Here is a 23,022-nt window from a genome sequence, read left to right on the forward strand (position 1 = left end):
AACCTCAACCGCCAAGTGTGGGGTCTCTAGTTCTCGGACTCGATTGCGACTTCGATCCGGTCGCCATCTTGAACAAGATCTCCCAACTCCGCGACCTCGCCGTTGACATGAACGGTGATATCCGCATTCGCCGTATCATCCGTGACCGCTTCAGTAACTAACACCGACCCACCATCGACGGTGACCACGCCCAGTTCTTCGAGCCCTTCGGCAATCCGCAGACGGTCTTCTGTCGGGACGTTCATGTGCCACATCGAACTCCCCTCAGCAACGTAGAACGCTTCACCGTCTGCGAACTCAGCCGCGTCCACTTGCTCGCCGTCGACGGTGATCTCCATTTCGCCTTGTTCGTACACCCAATCTCCAGTCGTATCCGCCGGTGTCGCATCAGCAGTCCCGATACCTAGCATCTGGACTGCGAACACACCGATGACAAGCGCGAACCCACCTGCGAAAATCCCCGCGACGATCGCCGGCTTGAGCTCCTTGTCATCTTCGAGTTTGCCCACGTTGCCTTCCCAGACATTTTCTACTAATCGCTTGTCAACCGCGCCAAGCTCATCAAAATGCTCCTCCGCCAAGTGCGTGAGAAACTCCTGATCGTGGCTGTCGCCACAATCGACAGTCTCCTCACAGTAGTCGCAATCGACCATACACACCCATAGCTTTCATCTGTAGAATAGTTTCTGGTCAACTTCACCCACCCGATGTGGTGCCTGCTGGGTTACAGCACCATCCAACACCCGCTAATCCGAGCCAAAAGCAAACTGCATCGTGACGTACGACACGAAAATGGTCAGTAGTATCTCTAATATGGGTAGATATTGCTCTGAACCGTGCAGTGTATGAATTACGGCACCGGCACCGATCAAGGCGACTCCAATAATCCTCCACCGTCGGTGGCTCTCCACCGAAAGGGGGAGAATCAATCGAGGCATCGTGAACAACGGATCGGTTACACAGTCCCGGATAGCTTCCGGGGGAATCTCCCACTTCCACTCGTCATCAAAGTAGGTGATGTCAGACCAATATTCGATAGTATGATCCCCTATAGTTTCAAACACGACTAGGGCCTCAGCCATATCTCCAGCATCTTCGATAGTAAACTCGTCAAAGTCCTTCATTAGCCATATCACCTTGCTATGAAGCATGTCATCTCTCGACCGGGTTATTCTGGGGTACGCCCAAATCCCACCCCCCAAAAAGAAACTACCAACAAGGAAAATAACTGCGACCAAAGCACTCATCAAGAAATCTGCCCACCCGGACAATACGCTTGTTACCATCAGTAGCCCCGAAACAATACTACCTCCCCACAGAACCTGAGGAAGCACGACGAACAACATCGCCAATATGTAGCCCGACTCGATCATAAAAGCACTCCAAGCCGGTGAGAGAAATGGCGGAATCGCACCGCTGCCATGTCCACTCAGCGACGCGGCAACGCCGATCGCGAGAAACACACTCATCCCACTCACCATCAGCGAATACCCCCCGACAATCCAATTAGATCCAAGGAGCGGGACGGACTCCACCGGATTCACCACTACTGCGATAAGAATAGCCCCGAGGAGACCAACGTGAAGGCCGATCGCCCGCGGTTGAGTGAACATCAGTTGAAACGACCTACCTACTTCCCGGATATACGCCATTCTAAACCAACCGACTCTACCCGCAACTATCTAGGTTTCGGTCAAATAAACCCCAAGATGGCCCTCCACCATGTTGATCAGGATTGGACGCCACCCATACAACGACAAGCCACCACCGGGGTAGACTTTTATCAAGTGAACGCGAACCAGCGTCTAACACCGTCTCAGAGCGGTTTGATACAATGTATAAAAACGGCCACATCGGATTAGCACTCTTGTTTGCCGCACCGTTCGCCTTCCTCTTCGGGATCCTCTTCGGACCTCACTGGGGAGTGCTCACTCTCGTATTCTCATTCACGACGGCCCGAGTTCCCGACATGGACCAACGACTCAAGATCCTCACCCACCGTGGATTCACGCACACTATCTGGTTCGCGCTCATCGTCAGTGTGGCTATGGGCTCTCTCGTCACACAGCTCGTTTCGATACTGGAGTTCAACACGATCGGCAACGGAGAATTCCTCTCGTGGCTCGTAGCAGACATACCGACCCTCCTCCTTGCGACATTCGGTTTCATGCTCGGATTCATCAGCCACCTCGTCGGTGACATCCTAACCGAGGCCTACGACTATACGATCAATCCGTATTGGCCCATCTCCAACAAACCGTACACTCTCGGCTGGGCAACGGCCGATTCGCGCCTCTGGAACTGGGGGCTACTGCTTTGCGGGTCCGTCAGTGCCGGTACTGTTCTGTTTTTGATCGCTCTGTCTTGAGATCCAGCTTATATTTTTAACCCCCGAGTTTAGCTGAAGGTTTAGTAGTAGGTGAACAAACATGTCTACCCGAACTAGCACACCGCCGAGCGACAGTGGAGTACAGCCAGAAGACCACGCTGAACCCGCAGACGGTACCGATAGTGGAGACGAATCTTCCCCGGCCAACAGTGACTCGACGACTGGTCGGGAAGCGTTCGACATCGCCGCAGAACAGCAGATGACGTTTGGCGATAGTGGCGAACTGGAGCCCGCAGAGGATGCGATCACGACCACTCTCGATCAGTTCGATGTCGACGTCGACAAGCGAGAACGGGAGAGCCGTCTTGACCGCCCTGAAGCCACGGGACTCCTGTGTGACGATCGCCCTGAGGTAACCCGCAGTAGCGAAGGTGAACAAGCCAATCTCTTCGCCGACGCCGAAGAAGACCAGCAGACCCTTTCCGGCGATAACGCTGCTAACCAGAGTCTCTTCTAACCCAGCTCGAACAGTCTCTACACTAGGTTCACCAGTTCTCCCGAAACACACTCTAGCTTACCTTTAAGGACTCTCACCAACTCATCTCACCCATGACCGACGACAATTACCCCGACGACGACCGCCTCCCCGAGGATGAAAACCTCGGTACTGCCGGGACGCCTCGGTCTTCTGGACGGGAATTACATACTCACTCCTCCAATTTTGAAGACCAATCAGACGAGCAGGCCCCCTCATTTTGCGAAATCTGCGGGTGTTCTATCCCACCGACCGACTCCCGGTGTGTTGACCACGAGGTCACCAACACCGCAGAAAAGCGCGATGCTGGACATCAGTGGAAATACTCCCACGTCGCGCTCGCCATCGTCCCCGCTAATAGCAAGATACACGCACTCGCTCTTGCCTCCGCGGTGTTCAAACGGCGAACTGGTGTACCTGGCGATGGGCGTAGCTTTGAACTCATCGAGACCATGGATAGCCCCTCCGACACGATCACATCTGGCTGGGGCGGTCACCTCCCCGAAGCTGTTCCCGTCAACGACCCGTCTGGGAAGTCGCTCCTCGAGTCGGCGATCTCCAAATTAGATGCGGAGGCAGACTCGACCAACGCCTCTCACGCCGACATTGATTTCAGCCAGTTTTCCACTCTATCCTCAAAGGATTACATTTTCCTCGAGAACAGCGATCCAGTCCACCCGGACTCACCCGATGACACGATGTTCTCTGGGGTAGAGGAGAATGGAAAAGAACAGTGGGTGGTCCCCGCGCTCCTCTTTCAGCGGAGCTACAACACTGGCGACAACCCAGTCAGATTCCGCAACTGCGCGCACTGTGAGTCGGCGCAAAAACACGTCTTCGACGGCATCAGAAGCCGAAAAGCTGGAAACAACCGGGCTGGTCGTTGGATCTGTTTGGCCTGCCACACAGCTTCCGAAGGTCCGATACCCCGAGCAAAAGCCACGTGGGAGAACTCGGAACCGGCCGACCCGACCGAGGAAGACCTCGACAAAAACCACCATGAATCCGTGATGAGTACCTTAGAAGAGAAGGGGGAACTTGAATAGGACTGCCGTCAGAGGGGTGTGTAAGAGGCAGATCATATGTTCGAGAAAATCCCCGGCGTAGGAAGCGGGGAGAAGACCGCTGATACCGACCCGGAGGATTCGCTCTCCGACATCACAGTCGAAGAAGTCAAAGAGAACGACGATCTCTCAGCTGAGGACCTCCCACGAGATGTGAAGATGCGACTACTGTTCTCAGAAGCACCGACCACATTCAGGCAGATGAAAAACAAGTGGGAAAACGAGCGGATCGAACTCTACTTCCTGCTATTTTCCGTCGTCGCAGCGACCGGGATGCTGGTTCTCATGCTCTACGATAGGACGTACTACGTCCTCGGGTTATTCGCACTCTACACCGTGATCATGATCCCGCTACTGTATATCCACGAAGAGGAGAGATACTTCCAGAACGACGGAGAATTATTCAAGTAACCCCCTAGGACGCATCAGACCGCTGAACCAGATCAGCAAGCTCCTCCCCCCAGTCACTCTCTGCCTTCCGTAGCTCAGCCCGGATCGTCTCTGGCTGGATCCCTTTCAGTTCCGCGAGTGCTTTAGGATCTGAACCCGCTTCAGTCGCGAACACACTCAGATAGTAGTAGACTGCCCGTGTGAACCCCTGCCCGTCTGCCGATAGAATCATAGACGCAAGCACATCTGCGCCATGTGAATACCCGGTGTTCCATCCATCTTCAAGAGTAACCAACACCCCAGCTAGATCACCGAACAACGCGGTCGCCTGAACGCAATCTTGCTCTTCGAGTTTCCGACGAACCGACTCTGGAAGGTCCTCGACTTCTCGATTCGACAGTTGCCGCCAAGGGACGCCACCCTGTTTCAACAGATCTGATATCCCCGACTGTCTACTCGCTACGCCTTCTATGTGGTCCACCCCGTGAACGAAGACCCCTGACGAGCCTCCGATATCGACCGGTCGAGAACGCAACTGCGGCGAGTCTGTGTATACGACGTATCCTACTGTTACCCTTGTAGGAAGGCCACCCCTCGTTTGAGAGGGTCGCTCTTCGGCGGAACCCGTTGATTCACTTCGATCAGTGGTGGTTTCTCCCTGCTTTTTTCTTTGTGTATCCCACATCTCGGGTTGGTTGGTACCCCCTCCGTCTTGCGATGCTGTGCCGACTAACCGAAATGGGTCTCGGGGTTCTCGAGACCGACTAAGTGATTTCTCTTTTCCCCTCATATCTACCGCGTCACGCCCCGAGAACTAAAATCTATGTGCGGGGCCTACCTCCTCACCACCCCCGGAAACATAATATAGGCAGGCTCAGAAGTAGAATTCACAACCGGAGACAAAGGCCCGCTGTATTAACGAGCCGAATCGTTGATCTGGCCTTTTCCAAAATGAACCCCTCCGGCAACTGAACACACGCATGACTGACATCAAACATCAAGATCACGTCGACGAGGTCCGTGAGGCATTGGAAAGTGCCGAAAAAGACGGTATCTCAGTCGAAACGACCGATGAAGCGATCTCGAACGCCATCGAAGATCACAGACAGAAACGAGTCGATCCCGAAGACGCAGTTCGCTACGTCTCCCGGAGTCTCCTCCGAGAAGCCGGCGCGGATAACCCTCGCCAGTACATCTCTGGTGGGAGTAACCCATCGCCTCCCTCGGGCGTCAACCCGCAACTAACCGCCAGCCAACTCGAAGAAGAAGGTGAGTGGATCGAGTTCATCGGCACCGTCATCGAGGCCTACGATCCCTCGTACAGTGAGATGGACCAGCAGGGACGTCTCGCTGATGAAACCGGGACTGTTCGATTCGTCTCGTGGCAGAACTCCGGCTTCGAGACCGAGCTGGTCACTGGGGAAACCTACCGATTCGATCCCGTTGTGACGACGGAATTCGACGGGAACGTCGAATTGAAGCTCACGGGAACGACCCAAGCGGAACGTCTCGAAGGCGACGACGCACTCGGCATCGATCCTGACACCTACACGGAAACCATCGAGGGCGTCCTCGTCGATTTCCAAGACCAGATGGGCCTGATCGAACGCTGCCCCAACGAAACGTGCCGGCGGGTCCTTCAGGATCCGACCGTCTGCCCCGACTGTGGTGAAGTGGAATCCGAGACAGACATCCGGACGAAAGCCGTCGTCGACGACGGCGAAGACTCTTGGACGGTCTTTCTCAACGCCGAGCAGACCGACTCGCTCGCGCAGTTAACGTTCGAGCAGGCCGAGCAGTTAGTCGAGAAATACGACTACACCGGAGTCGTCAAAGAGTACATCGTCAGCCAACTCCACGGTGAATACATCCGATTCCACGGTCGCGACCGCGGCCGATCGTTCAACGTCTCCGACTTCGAGTTACTCAACCCGCCGTCCGTGACTGACCTCGAGAACGTCAAACAAGAGCTCGAACAGCTCCCGTAACCAGACCCATGAGCCAAAGCACACCATCACGAAATCCCGCCCGGCGCGTGTTCGCGTGGGAATACAAAGACGCAACGTACGAAGAAACGAGAGGAGACGGCGATCGATCGCCCAACATGGTTCTCCTCCCAACCGGCCAGTGGGCGCACCGCGTGTTCCTCGTCGGATCCCTCGTCGACATCGTCGACGACCCGGACAGCGAGAACTACATCCGCGGCGAACTTCAGGATCCCACTGGGCGATTCCCGATCGACGCCGGCCAGTTCGAACCAGAGGCAATCGCGAACATGCGGCAACTTGACCCGCCCGAATTTGTCGCCGTCACGGGAAAGGCAGTCACGTTCTCTGGTGATTCTGGGCCAGTCCCGAAGGTCCGCGTCGAGAGCATCACCGACATCCCTGAGGCCCTGTACGATTCTTGGGTCAAAGACACCGCAGAGAAGACGGCCACCCGCCTCACGAACTTCAGTAACGACGCTAACGACGCAGCCGCTCTCGCAGCAGAGCGATACGGGACTGACCTCGAGCAGTACCGCGACGCGGCGATCGAGGCGACAGAGGAGGTCCAAGAAATCATCCGCGAGGAGATGGCCGAAACCGAACCCGACCCGGATGCGTCCCCCACTGCCCCCGGCGTGGGACAGGACTAGATCGGCCGAACCCCACACTCCACGCTAAGCTACGTATCACCGTTTCACCACACCAATCCCCTAATGGTCTACACCGAACTGACATCCTTCACTTGGCGTATTTTCGATATCAGCATCATCACTGCCGAAGCCCTCGGATGGGTTGCATTTATTATCGGAGGGCTGGGTCTCGTCGCGACGCGATCGAACCCAGCTACCCACAGGCGATTCAAAGGCCTCTTTCTGGGTGGCGGGATGGCACTCGTGTCCGTCCTCTTCGTCGGTGGATTCTACGAAGCTACCTCGTACATCATGACTGGCCACACAAACGGGATCGGACACGCTGAGAGTATGTACCCGAATCTGTATCTCGAACAGTTCAGTGATAACGATGGGATACTCCGGATACTGGACCTCTCAGGAACGTTCTCACAAATGGCTGCCATAACCGGTATGGCCGCAACGACATTCGGCTCGGCACTGTGGGGTATCACGAAACACCGCAGTATCTTCCGCTCAAAATCACAGAAGGTCACCTACGCTGGTATCGTTCTCATGGCCATGTCCGTAAGCGAACGGGCGTTTGCGGCGATCGTCCACGTCTTCATCAGCCTCATCTTCGGGGGCTGATTCGGGTCTGAAACGACCTAATGTTGTTTCAACTACGCGAGCCTACCCCCTAAAGGCTTATAAACACATTCGCTGTACACCGTAGTAGGCCTAATATGAGCCATAAGACCGAGTACACCCGACGCAAAGCAGTAGCCGCAGGAGCGTGTGGATTGGTTGGTGCGATCGCCGGTTGCGCCTCCGTGACGGGTGACAGTGGCGAAGAGTCGGTAGATGGACCCAATCCAAACCCAGAAATCGTTGAAGTTGTCTCCGAGATCGGCAACTTCAGAAATACCGACGACCGGGCTCGGACCCTCATCTTAGTGAAGAACACTGGTCGTCTGGGTGAGTTTCGATTAACGATCGAAGCGTTAGGCGAGTCAGTCGCCCTTGAAGAGGCAGAACAGATCTTCTCACTCGACGCCGGCCAAGAGTATCAGACCCGGTTCGACATTTTCACCCACACGGGCGCGACGGACATCCGTATCTTCATTGAGGCAACCAACTTCCCCGAGAATTTCGCAGAAACCGTGATCAACGAACAAGAGACGCCCGACAAAATCGACTTTAGCGGCTAACGCCCATCTGGAGGGAGAACTGCCAATCTGTAAAACGTATCACCGTTGTGTGTCTTTATTTTGAACCGGATCGGGAAATTGAGGAAAAGGTATAAATCAGCCCCTTTCGATGTCTCCACGTACATAGTACACATGAGCAATCAGAAGCGAACCCTTACCGTTCTAGTCGTAGCTATCGCTGCGTTGGCTGTGGCTGGAGTCGGTTTTGGAATGGTCAGTGGACAGATCTTGTCCGAGGAAACATACTACGAAGAGGAATTCGAGAACACCTCCCATGTTGATCCAGATCAATACGATCTGGAAGAGATGGACGAGATGTTCTTCGGCGGAACTCGCGAAAATCACAATAATGTCGCACTATACCGTGTAACGAACGACGGAAGCAGCCATCTCTGGCGATCTCGGACCAATAACAACGGCAGGATAGCGGGTATTGCCGTCATTGACGATGGAAGCATGGTGGCACACACCGACACAGATAGAAACGAACTTCGCATGAGGAGAGCGGACACTGGCGAACTCGTTTGGTCCGTTTCTGACTCGAGCCGTCATCTGCGTGCAACCTCCGACGGCAAACTCATCACATCGTCTTTGGGGGGCCGAGTAAGTGCGTACTCCAAGGAAGTGAACGAATCAACAGGCGAGCCAAACCAATACTGGCAGGTGAATATAAATCCCGACATTAGGTTTACTAAGATTCACCCCGACGGGGACAAAATGTACTACGGTGGCCATGCTGGTGTTGGCCTACTCAACCTCTCCGATGGGTCCTCTCTCTGGCACATCGATCAGAGCAACCCGACCAGCGATGCTGAGGGCTCTATCTACTCTGGCGCAATTGAGCCAGATAGTGGTGACTTGTTCTACCACGACCGCGGTGACCAGATGTTCAAACGTGTTGACGATACTGGTAGTCTTGTTGCTGAGTACCCTGACAGCACCGGAAACAGCTACTACAGTACAATGCACATCGGCCCGCGTGGTTACATCTTCGCACATGGCAACGATGCTGTCCACAAATTCAGTCAAACATTCTCTGAAGAATGGGCATATGACGTGGGTAACAACCCACGTGCCGATGTTGACACCATGACGGTCGACGCGAACCAAAATGTCTACACCGGAACCTCCAGAAATGGTGGTCGTTGGTACAAAATCGATGGCGAAACAGGCGATCTCAAATGGAGATATAGACCTGGTGGCGGTAACGACGACGAAACGCCCGGCACTGGTGCACTGAACTCTCTGAACGAGAACTTTGGATTCCCGAACTACCAAGGCCAGCCCGATACACAGGATGCTAGTGAGTTGGCTTCAATCGATGGGTTCAGCGGTGCTGTGTATAACCCTGGATTCTGGAGCACCCAGAGTGAACCAACCCTGTCCGCAGCTGGGGACATCACGAGATCCTTCAGTGAATCTGCAATCACAGAAGACGGCGTTCGCAACGTCTACGTGATTGCGACCGTAGAGACTGGTAACGAACCCGTTGACGCCTCTATCAGACAGTTCGGTCAAGAAGTCGGCTCTGGGAGTATCTCCGGAAACTCCCGATCGGAGCTGACTGTTGAGTTTGAACCTCAGACACACGAGTTCGACTACACTCTCTCGTCAGATACGGCCTTCGAGATCGTCGACCTCAAGCTCGTGACGCTACAGGAAACGACCGAGGGCGACCCATTGACTGCTGAGGGTCCCGTTGTCCTTGATGCTGATCAGGGATATGACCGAACTGTCGGCGTGCTTATCAGCGCACTCGACATCTCGACGACCCACCTGCTGATCATCGTCATGATCGCACTCGTCGTCGGGTTCATGGTGTTCACGTACACGAAGAGTGTTCGCGGACAGGAACTCGCCCAATCACTGCTATTCGGCGCAATCATCGCCGGGGTTGTAATAATCGGGGTGGTTCCGACGTTCAACCTCGCCTCCTGGGTCTTCACTGGGGACATCGATCGGGCTCCCCTTGCGAACCCCGCACTCGAGGCGGAACCCCCGACGTACTACAGCACTGAGTTCCAAGACGGGACGATGAATGGTTGGCAGTTCGACTACCAGCGATCGAGTGGAGAAGCTCGCCCTGTCTCTGTTGGTGAAACCTTCAACCTCGACTTTAGTGGAACACCAAATGAAGCAGGGGCGGTCAGATATGACGAACATATCTCGTTGGGGAACGCCTTAGACACGGGCTTCGTCGACGTGAGGGGGATCGCAAGCGGTCAATCTGGTCTTGTTGGGCCTGTTCACGAGACGACTATGAACATGCGCGTGTACGTCACGGAAGATGGCAACCTCGAATCGGGCGACATGCTCGACCCGGACACGAACTACGTCAGAGAAGAGGGGGACAACATCGACACGTTCGTCCAGAACCACGAGCACGCCGTTGCTGTTGAAGAGGTCGCCCTCTCATTCAACGGCGAGGTTGTGACCAACGACCACATGGTCACATTCCCGCTTGAGGGAGAGTACGTCCACGTCGTACTAGTCGCATCCGACAACCGGGACGACGTCGCAGCAGAAGCCCAACTCGCCCACGTGCGTATTGGAGCAACTGTCGAAGGCATCGGCGAACAAGGAGAATAACCACAACTGGGGGGAAACAATCATATCCCCCGGTTTAGAATAGCGACTTAACGGGTTCTCAAACCCTTGTCGCACGAGCCAAACCAAACCTACAACGAGCCAAAATGACGACCTCAACGAAATCCAATACGCGGGCCACGCTGAAGTGGAGTGCTGCCTTCGCGTTAGTAACGACCTTGCTTGTCGGTGAAGCAGCGGCCACCGGCAGCCCCAGTACAATCATCCAAACATCCGTCACCGAACTCGAGATCATCAGCCTACTCGGCCGGATCCACGAGCTGCTCCGGAACATCGCGTACCTACTCGGTCCGATCATCCTGCTCCACGGCATCACGCTGTGGGCACTCGGCAGTAAGAACTCCTCGTGGTCGCAGGCAGGCTACACCGCCATGGTCGGCGGCTTCATCCTGTTCGGTCTCGCACTCGCGATGGACATCCTGCTCCAGTTAGCAGCGTTCATCGGCGACGTCTGATAGGGACGAAACGCCCTAACTCCGTTTCATATTTTTCGCAACCCTGACCGAGGGGTATGTCCGCACAGATATCTTATCAAATAAACAGGACAACGCCCAAAGATATATTATAGCGGTCTGGGTTGACATAGACGAAGATGGAGCCAGTCCCTGTCGCTGAGAAGTTGCTCAAAACGAAGCTCTTTGGCTTTTCATTACAGCGACTTCTACAGTCATACCTCGTTCCGATGGCTCCTGGCCTCATTCTGACCGTTCTCAACTTCCCCGCAATCATCTTCGGTCCGGCCGTGCTTGTGGGGGGCGCGATCGGGACGGCTGTCTACGTCCGAACACCAGAGGGACAGAGTCCAGCTGCGTTCCTGTTCGGTATGGTCCGGTACTATCTCGGGCCTGATCGATTCATGTGGAAGCCGATCCAGACACAAACAGATCCCGTTGAGATTCAGGATGGACCAGAGAACACGCAGACGGAGAAGCCACCCGAAGAGGACCACGACACCAACGCCATGTTTGGAGACGAAAACACAATTGAGAACCTCGACTTTGAAGCGGTCCATGACGACGGCGTCATCGAAACGGATGAAGCGTACGCGCTGATGATCGAGATCGAACCCCGGCCGTGGTTGATCTTGGATAGTCAGTCCCGAAAGGCGGTGTATCACTCCTTCTCACAATTCCTCATGGGGGTGAAATCACCAATTCAAATTTTCACCCTCCCCGTCCCGTTCAACGCAGAGGAATACGCCGAGAACGTCAAGAAGACGAACAAGAATAAGCCCCCCAACGAGAGCAAGTATCTCGAATTCGGTCGAATCCACCACGTTCAGTGGTTGGAGAAGACGATTGAAATGGGGGAGATCAGAGATCGCCGCCACTTCATCACTGTAACTGCTCAGAAGTACGAAGAACACGAGGAGGCAGGCGCGGGCTCTTTCCTCGATCGGTTCAGGCCCAAGGGCTCGAAGGTTGACCAGGAGAAGCGATACGATGAACTCTGGTCGCGGGCAGACAACGTGAAATCAGCTCTCCCCCGGACGGGTGTAGATACCAACGCCATCGACAACCGAGACGATGCGTTGGAAGTCCTCTACTACTACTACAAGGGCCGAGACCCGCCGGCTTCACTAGACCACGGCTGGCTGACGAAAGGCCCGACCGACGCAGACAGCACGCCTTCCGGCACCGAGACCATCCAAGACACCGCCCAGACAACGCCCGAAGCAGACGATCCAACCAACCCCCCACGACCAGCAGACTAATGTCATCTGGACGAAAACGACTGGTCACTACCCACGTCTCGCCGTAAGAACAGCGGCTACACTATCATCCACATCACACTATGGCTATCAAAGACAACATCAAGGACAACTTCAACGACCTCATCGGAAGAGACACAGACACCGATGAAGGCGGTCGACTCGACATCGACAGTCTAGACGGTGAGCAACTCCAAGACGCGATCGAATACCTCGAAGCGATCGGGCGGGAAACGAAGCGAGCAGACATCGAGGAGGCCGCTTACTACCTCGATACTGTCGACGACGACATCGAGCTCTTCTCTGCGTTCGAAACAGGGGAAGAGCGAGGTCGTGTCGATCGTTCCATCGTCGCCCCGAACAACATGGAGCGGGAAACGAAATGGCACACTCGTGACGGGGACTTTTATCAGATCCTCACCACGACCAGCCTCCCGCGTCTTGTGACCCCCGGATGGTTGATCCCAGTTACGCTTTCAGAACACGACGTCCGACTCTCGATGCACATCAAGCCTCGAGACACCTCATCTGTGAAGGGGCGGCTTCAACAGCGACTAACGCAGATGAAAAGCGCGATTCAGTGGAAGCAGCGCCGGGGCCGGACCGACGTCTACGAAGAGGAACACGAGCGAAAGGAACTGGAGCGTCTCCTCCGCAACGTGATCGAGGGGACAACCAAGCTGTTCAACTTCTCGTTCTACATGGAGGTCCACGCCAACACTCTCGACGAGCTTGAGGAAGCCAGCCGGAGTGTCCAGCGAAAAGTGTCCGAACAAGGCATGGACCTAGCACCCGTCGAGGGCCGGCAAATCGAGAGCCAGCAAGCGATTGCCCCTGTCGGAACAGACCCCATCCGCAACAACAATACGGTTCAACTGGAGGCACTCGCGACGTTCTTCAATTTCGTTGAGCCGCCCGTTATTCAGCCAGAGGGCGTCCACTTCGGATTCGACGACAACAAGCGGCCCGTCATCGTCGACCGATTCGACCTTAGTGGATACTCAAAGGTTGTCACCGGGAAGATTGGCGGTGGGAAGACCTTCTCCGTCAAGATGGCCATGTACCGCCGCCAGCTCAACGATCCCGACATCAGGACGATAATCTTCGACCCGCTCGGAGACGACTTCGTGGACTTCACCGAGAAGATCGACGGAACCGTCATCAAGTTCGGCGGCGAAGACCGCATCAACCCGCTCCAGATCGAACCGCCGACCAACAACGAAGAGGCAACCGACCTCTACACGAAGAAGGTCCGGAGCGTCATCGAGATTCTGAAGACCTACTTCGACCAAGCAGAACGCGGTGGGATGGACGCTGGCGAAGAGGGCGTCATCTCTCAGTGTATCCACTACGCATACGCCAAAAAGGGGATCACCGCAGACCCCGAAACGTTCCACCACGAGTCGCCAATCCTTGACGATGTGATCGAGGGTGTACGGGTCGTCGCCCAGGGGGGCCTCAATTCCGAGACCTCGCCCGTCAACCAAGCGATGGCCGACGGTGCGGGAACGCTAGCGGACTGTCCGACTCGGACGAAGGAGATCGTCATGGACCCGTCCGACCAGCACATCAAGCTCGCTCAGAACCTCGTCCCGAAGTTTGAGTCGTTCAAAGAAGGCTCAGTCAACAACAACCTCAACGGCCATACGAACATCAAGCTCGACGACCGCACCGTCTGTTTCGACATGGAGGCGTTCGCAGACACGGGCGAGATGCCGCTGATCATGCACACGATGCTGGACTGGGCCTACCAGGAGGCTCGCAGAAGCCCCCACCGGATCGACATCACGTTCGAGGAGGTTCACTACTTGTTAGACCGCCCCGGCGCTCGGAACCTACTCAACCTCTTCATCCGCCACTCGCGCCACTTCGATGCGGGCCTGACGTTGATCTCACAGACGCCGGACGAGTTCCTAGAGAACGACCAGAAACGCGAAATCTACGACAACTGCGACATTAAGCAGCTGTTCTACCAAGAGAACGTCTCGGACAGGCTGATCGACTACTTCGACTTCAGTAGCGAGGAGGCTCGATTCCTCCGACAAGCAGCGAGAGGGAAGAACTCTGGCTTCTCAGAGTGTCTCCTGTCGACTTCAGAACACGGGCGGCGGCGTCTCGAGATCTGGACTGAGGACTTCGAGCGCCACATGATCGAAGAAACGCTCGACATCGAAGAGTACGCGAGACAGCAAGGCCACGAAGTCGGCCCCTCGGGCAAAAACAACGACGAGAGCAACTTCGGCTCGTCCGTCCCCACAGAGGTTTCTCCCGAGCAAGAGTCCGGACCGACAGACGGGTTCGACGGTTCCCCACCGACCGGCCCTGCCGTGGACACCACCGAATACGACCACGAGACATTCGAGAAAGGCCAAACAGAATCTGCCCCGGAACCAGAAAATCAGGAAGTGCGCGACCCCTTCCGGGTTAGCAAGCCGGCGGGCAACCCCGAGGTCCCAAGCGAATTCGAAGATGAACAGCCCACCGACGACACACCATCCGCCCCCCACCGTGACTCCGAGGCATCCACCCGGCCCGAGTCGGCTGTTGAGAATTCGGCACCCACGACCCCACCGGGAGACCCCTTCGAGGAAGGGACCGTCGAGGACGAACCCAACCGAGAGCCCCCCGTCGAAAGTTCGGACACCGACCCATCGACACAGAGCGAGTCCCCGGACGCACGTGACCAGATCGATGACGATACCGAATCGGAAGATACGCTCCTCGACCGCATCCTCCCCAACCGAGGCGGTTCAAGCGACGACGAGGAGGGGGGCATCTCTGAAACGGTAGACGAACACGAGAGCGAACAGGAAGACGGCCAAACGAGCCCGCTACCCGCGAAGATCGAGGCCTTCGCGGACACCGAGTTTGGCAGCTGGGCAATCAAGATGGTCCCACTGGTCATCATCATTATTGCCCTCATCGCACTCCTCGTCTTGTAGTCCCCATCGGGGGGTTAACTCACCGACATACTGATTACCCCCGGTTAAGAAGTAGAATTCAACGAAGCACACCCCCATCCCAGATACACATCCATATCCATGAATCCAACAATCCTCGGGAGTTTTCTCTGGTATAGCACCTTCCTCATCGCAGAGGGGCTTATCGATCGGTTCTTTTCATTTGCTCCAGAGTTCCTCATGGACGCGGGCAGGGGGGTCTTAGATGCGCTCCTCGATTTCGACTTAACCGACTTCATCATCATCGACCCGACCCCGTACGGAAATGCCGATGAAGCATGGATGAGCATGTTTGAGATCTCTCTCGCTCTCTTCCCAATCATGATCATCTTGGGTCTCCTCTCAATGCCGTTTGCAGATGAGCAGAAGACCAGCCTCTGGAGACAGGGGCTCCGAATCGTCGGCGTTGTCGCCCTAATGGCTGTCAGCCGACCGATCATCGGATTCGGCGTCGATGTTTCCAACGCGCTCACTCTCGCAATTCTCCCCGATGCCGGGCAAATAACTGGCATGTTGAATCCGGTCAGTGGCGGAATGCTTAGCATCGGTGTTCTAACTGCTGGTGGAATCATCATCGCGGCTTCCGCCGCAATTCTGGTGAAGGTGGTTATCGCGGTGTTCATCGCCCTCGCGATCGTTCTCACACTCCTCCAGATGAGAATCTTCCTCATCTACATCGTCTACATCGCCTCACCTCTCCTCATCGTCTTCTGGTATGCGGACTGGGGGCTTCTCGAGTCGGTCAATGAGTTCGCAAACAAATGGTTCCGGATGGGCACGTACACCCTCCTGTCCGGCCCCATCATCGCGATTATCATGCTCTCAATGGTCACAATCGCGTCTGACCCCGTGGCGGCAGACAACACCATCGCCGGTCTGTGGACGTACATGACGCTCATCCTGTGCTTCCCATTCATAATGATCGCATCCGTCTGGAAAATCGTCTCTTGGGCGGGCGAACCCATCGGTGCCGGACAGGCGATGACTGGGATGGCTATGGCAGGCGGCGCTGCTCTCGGCGCAGTCTCCGGAAAGCTCGGTGGTGCTGCGGGAGAAGCGGCACAGAGCGGGTCAAGCGCCGCTGAGCAAGCAAGCGGCATGGGCGGTGGTGGGGGTGGTGCCAGTGGCGGTGGTGGCGGTGGTGGCGGTTCCGGTGGAAGCAGCACTACTGGCTCAGGAACGGGAGGGGCAGCGGGCTCTGGGAGTGGCCTCAACGACGTGATGTCGAGCCAATCTGGAGAGACCATCAAAAGCTCCAGCACGGAGTCTCAGGGTGGCGTCGCCGGAGACATGCCCGGCGGGACCGGAGCTGAAGCCGGCGGCCCCTCCGACGAGGTCACTGGCGTTGCCGGTTCCTCCGAAGCGTCTGAACCCAAAGGCTACATCGAAGGTGGTGTCTCTCGTGCGAAAGACTTCAAGGACCGAAACAAGTCCCGCATCTCGAACGCCGTCAGCAGCGTCTCTTCCAAAGCGGCAAGCAAGGGCTCGCCTGCGAACTTGGAACGGCTCTACGGCGATTACAAGCAACAGAAAGGAGACAAACGGGGAGCACAACTCGATCAGTTCAACGACTCCGTCGACTGGAGTCAGGGTGAACACGGTGCGATCGACATCGACCAAGCTGGCGAAAGCTTAGGCACGACGCCGCAAGAAGGCCAAGGGGTGTCCGAACTCACCGAAGATGGGAAGTTCGGATACTTGGACGAAGACGGCGAACTCCAAGTTTCCTCTGTGGGCTCGAATCGGGGCCGACTCCGCGGAGAACAGAACGACCAGTACGAACAAGCACAGGCCCACCACGAGCACGCCGACGAACTCGACGAGAAGATGTCTCACCATGCAGAGCGTCTTCAGAAAACCCGAAACAACATCAACAAGCACGGTAGTGATGTTGCTGATGCCTTCTTCAAAGAAGGCATGAAAGGGACGATCGGAGCTCAGTCACCGTATCTAATGGCCGGTGGTGGGTTCGGTGGCGGTGGCGGCGGAGGCGGCGGTAGTGGCGGTGGTGGCGGCGCGGCCCCGCAAGCATCAGAAGGGGGACAAGGTCACGAAGGCCCTGGACGACACCCGCCCGCGAACATCAATGCTGGCGATGTCACCGAAAACGCTGAGACAGTCGCAGAATCTGGAGAGCGATTCGATCTCTCCGACGATGTCCAGCTTCAGTCCTCACCCAACGCTACCGCAGAAGGACACGCACAAGAGTTCTCTGTCCACGATCCCGAGAGCGGTGACCAACTTGGAGACCTCGCCGTCGGGGAGGATGCCGACATGCGCTTCTCACACGGGGATACAGCCCGTCTTGGGAATCTAACCACCTCTGAGGACAGCGATGGGAACTTCCAGATGATGGCAGATGAGCATTCCCGGACCTTCGATGAAAACGAGGTCCGTGTAGACGAGATGATCGGCGACAGCAGCATAGAGGGCGATAAGACAAAAGTGTCCGACGTTACCCTTCAAGAGGACCCCAACAACGAGGGGAACTACTACGCGCAAGCAGAGAACGGAGCGCGAACGCCTGTTCATGCTGGTAGCGAAGAAGCAAACGAAAGCCTCTCAGAAGCCGTCGGCGATCGGGTTGACCTCGAGGGAGTAACCGAACAACGCTACGGCTTCAGCGAGGATACCCACACCGGATACGAGGGGGCCCACAACTACAACTCACTCAGAATCGGCGGATCCGGAGAAGGTGGCTCAAAGACGAGTGAGAGTAGCACTTCCGAAGGATACGGGATCTACGACGCCGACACGCGGGGTAGTAGTGAAACAACCACAGAGACTTCCGCGTCGGGAGGTTCAGGAACCGAAGGTTCGGGCGAGACCGACACCACGACTACCACCGAGCCGGGATCCGAATCCGAACGTTCCACCGACTCAAGCGAAGCGGATTGGGATGTGAGCACTTCTGCCGGTAGCTCTACGACCACGAGTGCCGCAACATCGGGTGGTTCCAGTGGCGGTTCATCTGACTCCTCATTCGGTGGAGTCTCCTCACCATCGGGCGGAAGTTCACCCTCCTCCGACTCAAGTTCGGGATCTGGCGGGTGGAGTCGCACAGAGCAGAAGTCCGGCCACGAAGTGATGGAGGCAGATACCGAAAGTGACCTCCCCGGATCCGTTGCTATGGAAGGCGATTGGACCTTCAGCGACACCACGCCCGCAGGACACGATAAGATCGCCAAGCGAGGAATCTTCACCGAAGCAGACGAAAGTGGCTCTCCGGTGGAGGACGGCGCTGAAGTTGGCTACGTTCGCTTCAGTGATGAACACGCCATGGGTTCTGACGATATGCCCGAGATCGACGGAGAAGAGCGCGACCCACAAAGCGGAGAAGTCGTTAACTTCGACTCCGACAATGGCTTCGCGACCCGGCAGTGGGCAACGAAGAACGCCATGGGCGATGCGAGCATCAACTCCGAAAAGCACGGCGGAGCGGGAGAAACCCCAGCAATGGGCCGAGACTACGAACAGGGGGAAGAAGTCGATCCCGACGACGAGTACATGCAATTAGTCCCGCATAACGACTCCACCTCAAAGCTTCACACCACAGAAGAGATCAACCACTCGTCACCCGACAATGGCCCCTCCAGCGATGGACACAGCAGTGAACCCAACACGCCACACAGCGAGCCCTCGAGTCACGAGAGTGAGTCGGCCGCAGAACACGTCGCCACCGAGAGCTCAAGCGAACCAGAAACTGACACCGAAGCTCACTCTTCAGATGGTCAGTCGATGACCACTGAGCACGTCGCCACCGAGAGCTCAGGCGAACCAGAAACTGACACCGAATCTCACTCTTCAGATGGTCAGTCAGCGGCCACTGAACACGTCAACACTCCGTTCGACTTCAGCTCCGAAACTGAATCCGGCGGGTCAGACACAGTTGAAGATGAAGACGTATTCGTTAGTGAAGGCGGTCAGACGAGTGAAGGTACCGGAAGTGAACCCGCTGAGGAACCCACGGAGGAGGGTGGGGGTTCAGAAACGGAAGAGGGAGGGGGTGACACCGGCCCTTTTGAACACGGGGGTGGTAACGAAATACATTCGAGCGAGGCTGCCCCCACCCCCACCGCTGGGGAGGACTTCGGGCACTTCGAGGCAGAGGGCAGCGAGACCGCGTCGTCGGGGGCTTCCGAATCGCCGGATGCAGAGGGTGAACCGATCGTTAGCGTCTCCGATAGCGACGAATGGAGCCACGACGCTCACAACTGGAGAGACCACGTCGATGAATCTGATGGAGAAGACGAAGGGTTCGGCGAAGGCCTCAGTGTGGATGCCGGTGCGATGCGGAAAGAGACCCTCGAAGACTCCGGAGAGGACCTCTACATCACTGATTACGACGCACTCGGAGAAGCGAACGGTGAAGAGAAGGCAGAACAGCTGAAAACGCAGTCCCTGATCGGCCATCAGTACACGCAGGAGATGGGCCACGAAACGCCCAACGTCGCGTACAACGCGGAGGAGAACGAAGTCATCCAGCAGGAGGTTGGTGGCGCAGAAACGGAAACGTGGGCCGTCGAGGACGCCCCAGATAGCGCCCTAGAGAACGTCGACAGAGAGGAGTTCGATGACCTGATGGGCTCGCAATTGCTGGCTGGAAACTTCGACACCAGCCCCGACAACGTCCACGTCGATGAAGAAGGCGGCCTCCACGTGATGGACTTCGATCGGACTGCTGACGATATCGGCGACGTCTCCGATAGCGCAGAGATGGAGATCAACGCCGCAGCCGGCGCGGACACGGGAACCCACATCGGGGAAGTCAACGACGACTTCCACACCGACAAATGGGAGTACGAGAAAGAAATCACCGACAGCGCGATCGAGACTGCGACCGAGCTCGATGAAAGCGGCGAGGTTGATGATGTCCTCGGGCCAGTCGAAGAACTCGAAGACGAGGTCTCCGGCGGTGAACACAACCGGGCCGAAGTGATCCGGAGCAACATCGATGCCGTCGCTGGTGAAGACATTGTCAGCACGGACGGCCACGGGCATACTGGTGGCGACGAACCGTCACACGACAGCTCGGGAGGTGACCACACAGAAACCCACAGCCCGGAACCAGAATCGGGACACGCCATCGACGCCGATGTGGACTACGGGAATCTCTCAACCAAGCAGGCCGAAGAAGGTGAGGAGTACATGCTTGAGGTGGGCGAACGGGAGGAGCTTTTCGAGAGTCTGAAAGCCGAACACGGCGACGAAGACGTTGAAAACCTCTACACTCGCTTCCAGATGCGAAAGCGGTCCTCGAAGTTCAATAGTGAAGACGTGACCAAACAGGAGATTGTCGGGAACGAGGCCCTCGAAACCGATCACCCGGTCCGAGACGACGACGTCGACTACGAGCCCACAGAGGGGGAGGTGGAAGTCCACCGTGACTTCATGGAGGCGTCAAACAAGTTCGTCGAGGAGAACCTCGCAGATGAAGATGGAGAGGCCCATGTCCACCGCGGGATGGGCTACAGAGGTAACGACATCGCAGCAGACCTCATCGATCACCCGGAAGCAGACGAAGTCGAGGTCCCGGAACACGAGCAGTCGATGGCCTATTCGACCAAAGAAGGGGTCGCACAGGGCTTCTCGTCGATGGAGAATTCACCCGTCGTTACGAGAGCGGACGCAACTGAAGAGGATGTACTCGCCGTCGACGGCCTCGGTTACGAGCCCACCGAACACGACTTTACGGAGTTCAACAACCAAGATGAAGGAGAAATTCTCGTCCAAGGCAAAGAGTCGATCCCGATGGAGGACATCCGATTCACGGGCGAGGAAAACTACGAAGACTCCCACGCGGGTGAGCGGTTGAAAGAGACCATGGAGAACCCGGAGGAGGCTTCAGAAGAGGATCACAACTTGGTTGATTTCACGGTGCGGAACATGGCGGCCGACAAGACGACCGGGCTGGAGACGCAAGAAGGCGCAGAGCGACTCCACAACTGGGGCGAGTACGTCCATGAAAACGAAGATGCTGTCCCCAGTCCCGGAATCACTGAACACAGTGCAAACAAGGTCCTCAACGAGTCGGAGGCAGATGTAGGTGAAGTCGGCGCTTCGGAGGAACACGACGATGGAGATGACGGCGCAGAATTCCTCTAAAGAGGACACTACAGAAAAATTGTTTTGTAGCACCCGTTGTGGGTGATGGTTGTTGAACTCCGGGACAAAGGTATAAATGCGATTACCAGCCTAAGACAGTACATGCGACGAATCAAGGACATGGATATTACTACCCCGCCGCACCGGGATTCCGACGTTAACCCCGGCGGGAATTACCCCTCCGTCAACTACTCTGCGGTAAATCGGCCGAAGCCTACGAGTGGCCACTTCGAGGAACTCCACCCGTTCCACTCAGACTTCGAGCTGGTGAGAGCGTACCAGGAAGTGGCAGATGCCGAACTCAGAACGCCACTTCAGAAACACAAATCCAGCGGGAAGATATCCGTCCAAGCAGATCAGATCCGAGCGACGTGGGGCCTTGAGGCATCCACGGAAGGGACGATCGGACGAGACCCCACCACACGTGAGTTGATCACGCCTCTCGACCGAGCGAAAGGCATCATCATCGGACAGGCGTACGGAGACGCTCTGGGGCGTCCGGTCGAGTTCATGTCGGAGGATCAGATCCAACAGAAGTACGGCCGCGTAACCGACTTTCTTGGCGATGGCTCTCACCATCAACCGGCGGGGACGATCACTGACGACACGAATCTCGCTCTGTATCTCGTCGCCAGCCTGCTTCGGAACAACGGCTTCGATATGGACGATTACGCAGACCAGATCGTTGCGTGGTTCGAATCCATGCCGTTCGATATCGGTAGTACAACGTTGAGCTCTATCGACAAGCTCCGAAATGGGGTTGACCCACGAGAGGCAGGCCACCAGACGGTCGAGGAACGCGGCGAGTACCGCTCAGCAGGTAACGGGAGTATCATGCGGTGTGCCCCGCTCGCGATCGCCTACCCTGACGACCTCGACACGCTCCAAGAGGTGAGCCGGCAATCCTCAGAGATCACCCACGCAGATCCGCGGTGTACCCACGGTTGTGCCGCCCTCAACCTCGTCCTTGCGAGCATCATCCGCGGACGTAACGACCCGCTCGGGATCGCACTCGACGAACTCTCATCGGATGCCCCGGACGAACTGGTCGAACTCCTCGAGAACCTCCCCGATACGGATCCGGAGGAACTGAGCAACGGCGGCTACGTGCTTGACACGCTCGAGACGGCTCTCTACATCGGGCTCAACGCGAAACACCCCGGAGACGCACTCATTGAGGCCGTGAACCGTGGCGACGACGCCGACACTGTCGGTGCTGTGACCGGCGCGATCGTCGGAGCCCGCTTCGGCGACGGCAAGCGGCTCACGGAATACGCTCACAAGCCGAACAACAGCTTCCCGTCCCGGTGGGAAGAGAACATCCGACTCGATCTCGATGCCTACCGAGAGCGGATCATCCCGTCGTTGCTCGAACTCGGTCAGGTTGCCCCCGAGGGGATCACCTGTAGCGACTCTATAGCGATGGAGGCGCAGACCCTCGCAGAGAACGACGGCCAACTGGAGTAACACCGATCGGGCCAGTTTGCGGACTGTTTAAGACGACAACCACCAAA

At 56.5% G+C, this 23,022-nt stretch carries 16 protein-coding genes; 14 read left to right on the plus strand and 2 right to left on the minus strand.

Annotation, left to right across the window (positions count from 1 at the left end; translation table 11 throughout):
• Positions 1-26: 26 nt before the first annotated feature.
• The gene (locus NO877_RS15350; RefSeq protein WP_256397226.1) at positions 27-653 is read right to left on the minus strand and encodes a hypothetical protein; all 627 of its coding nucleotides are present in this window, start codon (positions 651-653) and stop codon (positions 27-29) included.
• A 93-nt stretch (positions 654-746) separates the two neighbouring features.
• Positions 747-1,613 carry a hypothetical protein gene (locus tag NO877_RS15355; protein ID WP_256397227.1) on the minus strand — a complete coding sequence of 289 codons (867 nt, stop codon included), beginning with the start codon at positions 1,611-1,613 and terminating at the stop codon, positions 747-749.
• A gap of 221 nt (positions 1,614-1,834) precedes the next feature.
• On the opposite strand from NO877_RS15355, the gene NO877_RS15360 reads away from it, so the two are divergent.
• From NO877_RS15360 to NO877_RS15425, 14 genes are all read left to right on the plus strand, one after another.
• Positions 1,835-2,368, plus strand: a complete 534-nt coding sequence (locus tag NO877_RS15360; RefSeq protein WP_256397228.1) for a metal-dependent hydrolase — start codon at positions 1,835-1,837, stop codon at positions 2,366-2,368.
• A gap of 61 nt (positions 2,369-2,429) precedes the next feature.
• Entirely contained in the window at positions 2,430-2,846 is a 417-nt protein-coding gene (locus NO877_RS15365) for a hypothetical protein (protein ID WP_256397229.1), read from the plus strand.
• A 92-nt stretch (positions 2,847-2,938) separates the two neighbouring features.
• Entirely contained in the window at positions 2,939-3,910 is a 972-nt protein-coding gene (locus NO877_RS15370; RefSeq protein WP_256397230.1) for a hypothetical protein, read from the plus strand.
• A 36-nt stretch (positions 3,911-3,946) separates the two neighbouring features.
• Positions 3,947-4,339, plus strand: coding sequence for a hypothetical protein (locus NO877_RS15375; RefSeq protein WP_256397231.1), 393 nt, complete (start codon positions 3,947-3,949; stop codon positions 4,337-4,339).
• Between the two features lie 959 nt (positions 4,340-5,298).
• Positions 5,299-6,306 (plus strand): hypothetical protein, encoded by a 1,008-nt coding sequence (locus NO877_RS15380; RefSeq protein WP_256397232.1) that lies wholly within the window; start codon positions 5,299-5,301, stop codon positions 6,304-6,306.
• Positions 6,307-6,314: 8 nt separating this feature from the next.
• A complete protein-coding gene (locus NO877_RS15385) occupies positions 6,315-6,956 on the plus strand; it encodes a DNA-binding protein (protein WP_256397233.1) in 642 nt (213 codons plus the stop codon).
• 63 nt (positions 6,957-7,019) lie between these two features.
• The gene (locus NO877_RS15390; protein ID WP_256397234.1) at positions 7,020-7,565 is read left to right on the plus strand and encodes a hypothetical protein; all 546 of its coding nucleotides are present in this window, start codon (positions 7,020-7,022) and stop codon (positions 7,563-7,565) included.
• Between the two features lie 95 nt (positions 7,566-7,660).
• Complete coding sequence (locus tag NO877_RS15395) at positions 7,661-8,125, plus strand: hypothetical protein (protein ID WP_256397235.1); 465 nt, start codon at positions 7,661-7,663, stop codon at positions 8,123-8,125.
• A 132-nt stretch (positions 8,126-8,257) separates the two neighbouring features.
• Complete coding sequence (locus NO877_RS15400; protein ID WP_256397236.1) at positions 8,258-10,714, plus strand: outer membrane protein assembly factor BamB family protein; 2,457 nt, start codon at positions 8,258-8,260, stop codon at positions 10,712-10,714.
• A gap of 104 nt (positions 10,715-10,818) precedes the next feature.
• A complete protein-coding gene (locus NO877_RS15405) occupies positions 10,819-11,187 on the plus strand; it encodes a hypothetical protein (protein WP_256397237.1) in 369 nt (122 codons plus the stop codon).
• Between the two features lie 137 nt (positions 11,188-11,324).
• Positions 11,325-12,446, plus strand: a complete 1,122-nt coding sequence (locus NO877_RS15410; RefSeq protein ID WP_256397238.1) for a hypothetical protein — start codon at positions 11,325-11,327, stop codon at positions 12,444-12,446.
• A gap of 80 nt (positions 12,447-12,526) precedes the next feature.
• Positions 12,527-15,385 (plus strand): VirB4 family type IV secretion system protein, encoded by a 2,859-nt coding sequence (locus NO877_RS15415; protein ID WP_256397239.1) that lies wholly within the window; start codon positions 12,527-12,529, stop codon positions 15,383-15,385.
• Between the two features lie 99 nt (positions 15,386-15,484).
• Positions 15,485-21,508: a TrbL/VirB6 family protein gene (locus tag NO877_RS15420; RefSeq protein WP_256397240.1), complete on the plus strand. Its 6,024-nt coding sequence runs from the start codon at positions 15,485-15,487 to the stop codon at positions 21,506-21,508.
• A gap of 102 nt (positions 21,509-21,610) precedes the next feature.
• Positions 21,611-22,975, plus strand: a complete 1,365-nt coding sequence (locus tag NO877_RS15425; RefSeq protein ID WP_256397241.1) for an ADP-ribosylglycohydrolase family protein — start codon at positions 21,611-21,613, stop codon at positions 22,973-22,975.
• Positions 22,976-23,022: the final 47 nt, after the last annotated feature.

Source organism: Halohasta litorea (genome assembly GCF_024494645.1).
Classification (GTDB): domain Archaea; phylum Halobacteriota; class Halobacteria; order Halobacteriales; family Haloferacaceae; genus Halohasta; species Halohasta litorea.

What these genes read in the sequence shown, in the direction of transcription:
- NO877_RS15350 (WP_256397226.1), bottom strand. Translation starts at nt 653, where the DNA reads ATGGTCGATTGCGACTACTGTGAGGAGACTGTCGATTGTGGCGACAGC.
- NO877_RS15355 (WP_256397227.1), bottom strand. Translation starts at nt 1,613, where the DNA reads ATGTTCACTCAACCGCGGGCGATCGGCCTTCACGTTGGTCTCCTCGGG.
- NO877_RS15360 (WP_256397228.1), top strand. Translation starts at nt 1,835, where the DNA reads ATGTATAAAAACGGCCACATCGGATTAGCACTCTTGTTTGCCGCACCG.
- NO877_RS15365 (WP_256397229.1), top strand. Translation starts at nt 2,430, where the DNA reads ATGTCTACCCGAACTAGCACACCGCCGAGCGACAGTGGAGTACAGCCA.
- NO877_RS15370 (WP_256397230.1), top strand. Translation starts at nt 2,939, where the DNA reads ATGACCGACGACAATTACCCCGACGACGACCGCCTCCCCGAGGATGAA.
- NO877_RS15375 (WP_256397231.1), top strand. Translation starts at nt 3,947, where the DNA reads ATGTTCGAGAAAATCCCCGGCGTAGGAAGCGGGGAGAAGACCGCTGAT.
- NO877_RS15380 (WP_256397232.1), top strand. Translation starts at nt 5,299, where the DNA reads ATGACTGACATCAAACATCAAGATCACGTCGACGAGGTCCGTGAGGCA.
- NO877_RS15385 (WP_256397233.1), top strand. Translation starts at nt 6,315, where the DNA reads ATGAGCCAAAGCACACCATCACGAAATCCCGCCCGGCGCGTGTTCGCG.
- NO877_RS15390 (WP_256397234.1), top strand. Translation starts at nt 7,020, where the DNA reads ATGGTCTACACCGAACTGACATCCTTCACTTGGCGTATTTTCGATATC.
- NO877_RS15395 (WP_256397235.1), top strand. Translation starts at nt 7,661, where the DNA reads ATGAGCCATAAGACCGAGTACACCCGACGCAAAGCAGTAGCCGCAGGA.
- NO877_RS15400 (WP_256397236.1), top strand. Translation starts at nt 8,258, where the DNA reads ATGAGCAATCAGAAGCGAACCCTTACCGTTCTAGTCGTAGCTATCGCT.
- NO877_RS15405 (WP_256397237.1), top strand. Translation starts at nt 10,819, where the DNA reads ATGACGACCTCAACGAAATCCAATACGCGGGCCACGCTGAAGTGGAGT.
- NO877_RS15410 (WP_256397238.1), top strand. Translation starts at nt 11,325, where the DNA reads ATGGAGCCAGTCCCTGTCGCTGAGAAGTTGCTCAAAACGAAGCTCTTT.
- NO877_RS15415 (WP_256397239.1), top strand. Translation starts at nt 12,527, where the DNA reads ATGGCTATCAAAGACAACATCAAGGACAACTTCAACGACCTCATCGGA.
- NO877_RS15420 (WP_256397240.1), top strand. Translation starts at nt 15,485, where the DNA reads ATGAATCCAACAATCCTCGGGAGTTTTCTCTGGTATAGCACCTTCCTC.
- NO877_RS15425 (WP_256397241.1), top strand. Translation starts at nt 21,611, where the DNA reads ATGCGACGAATCAAGGACATGGATATTACTACCCCGCCGCACCGGGAT.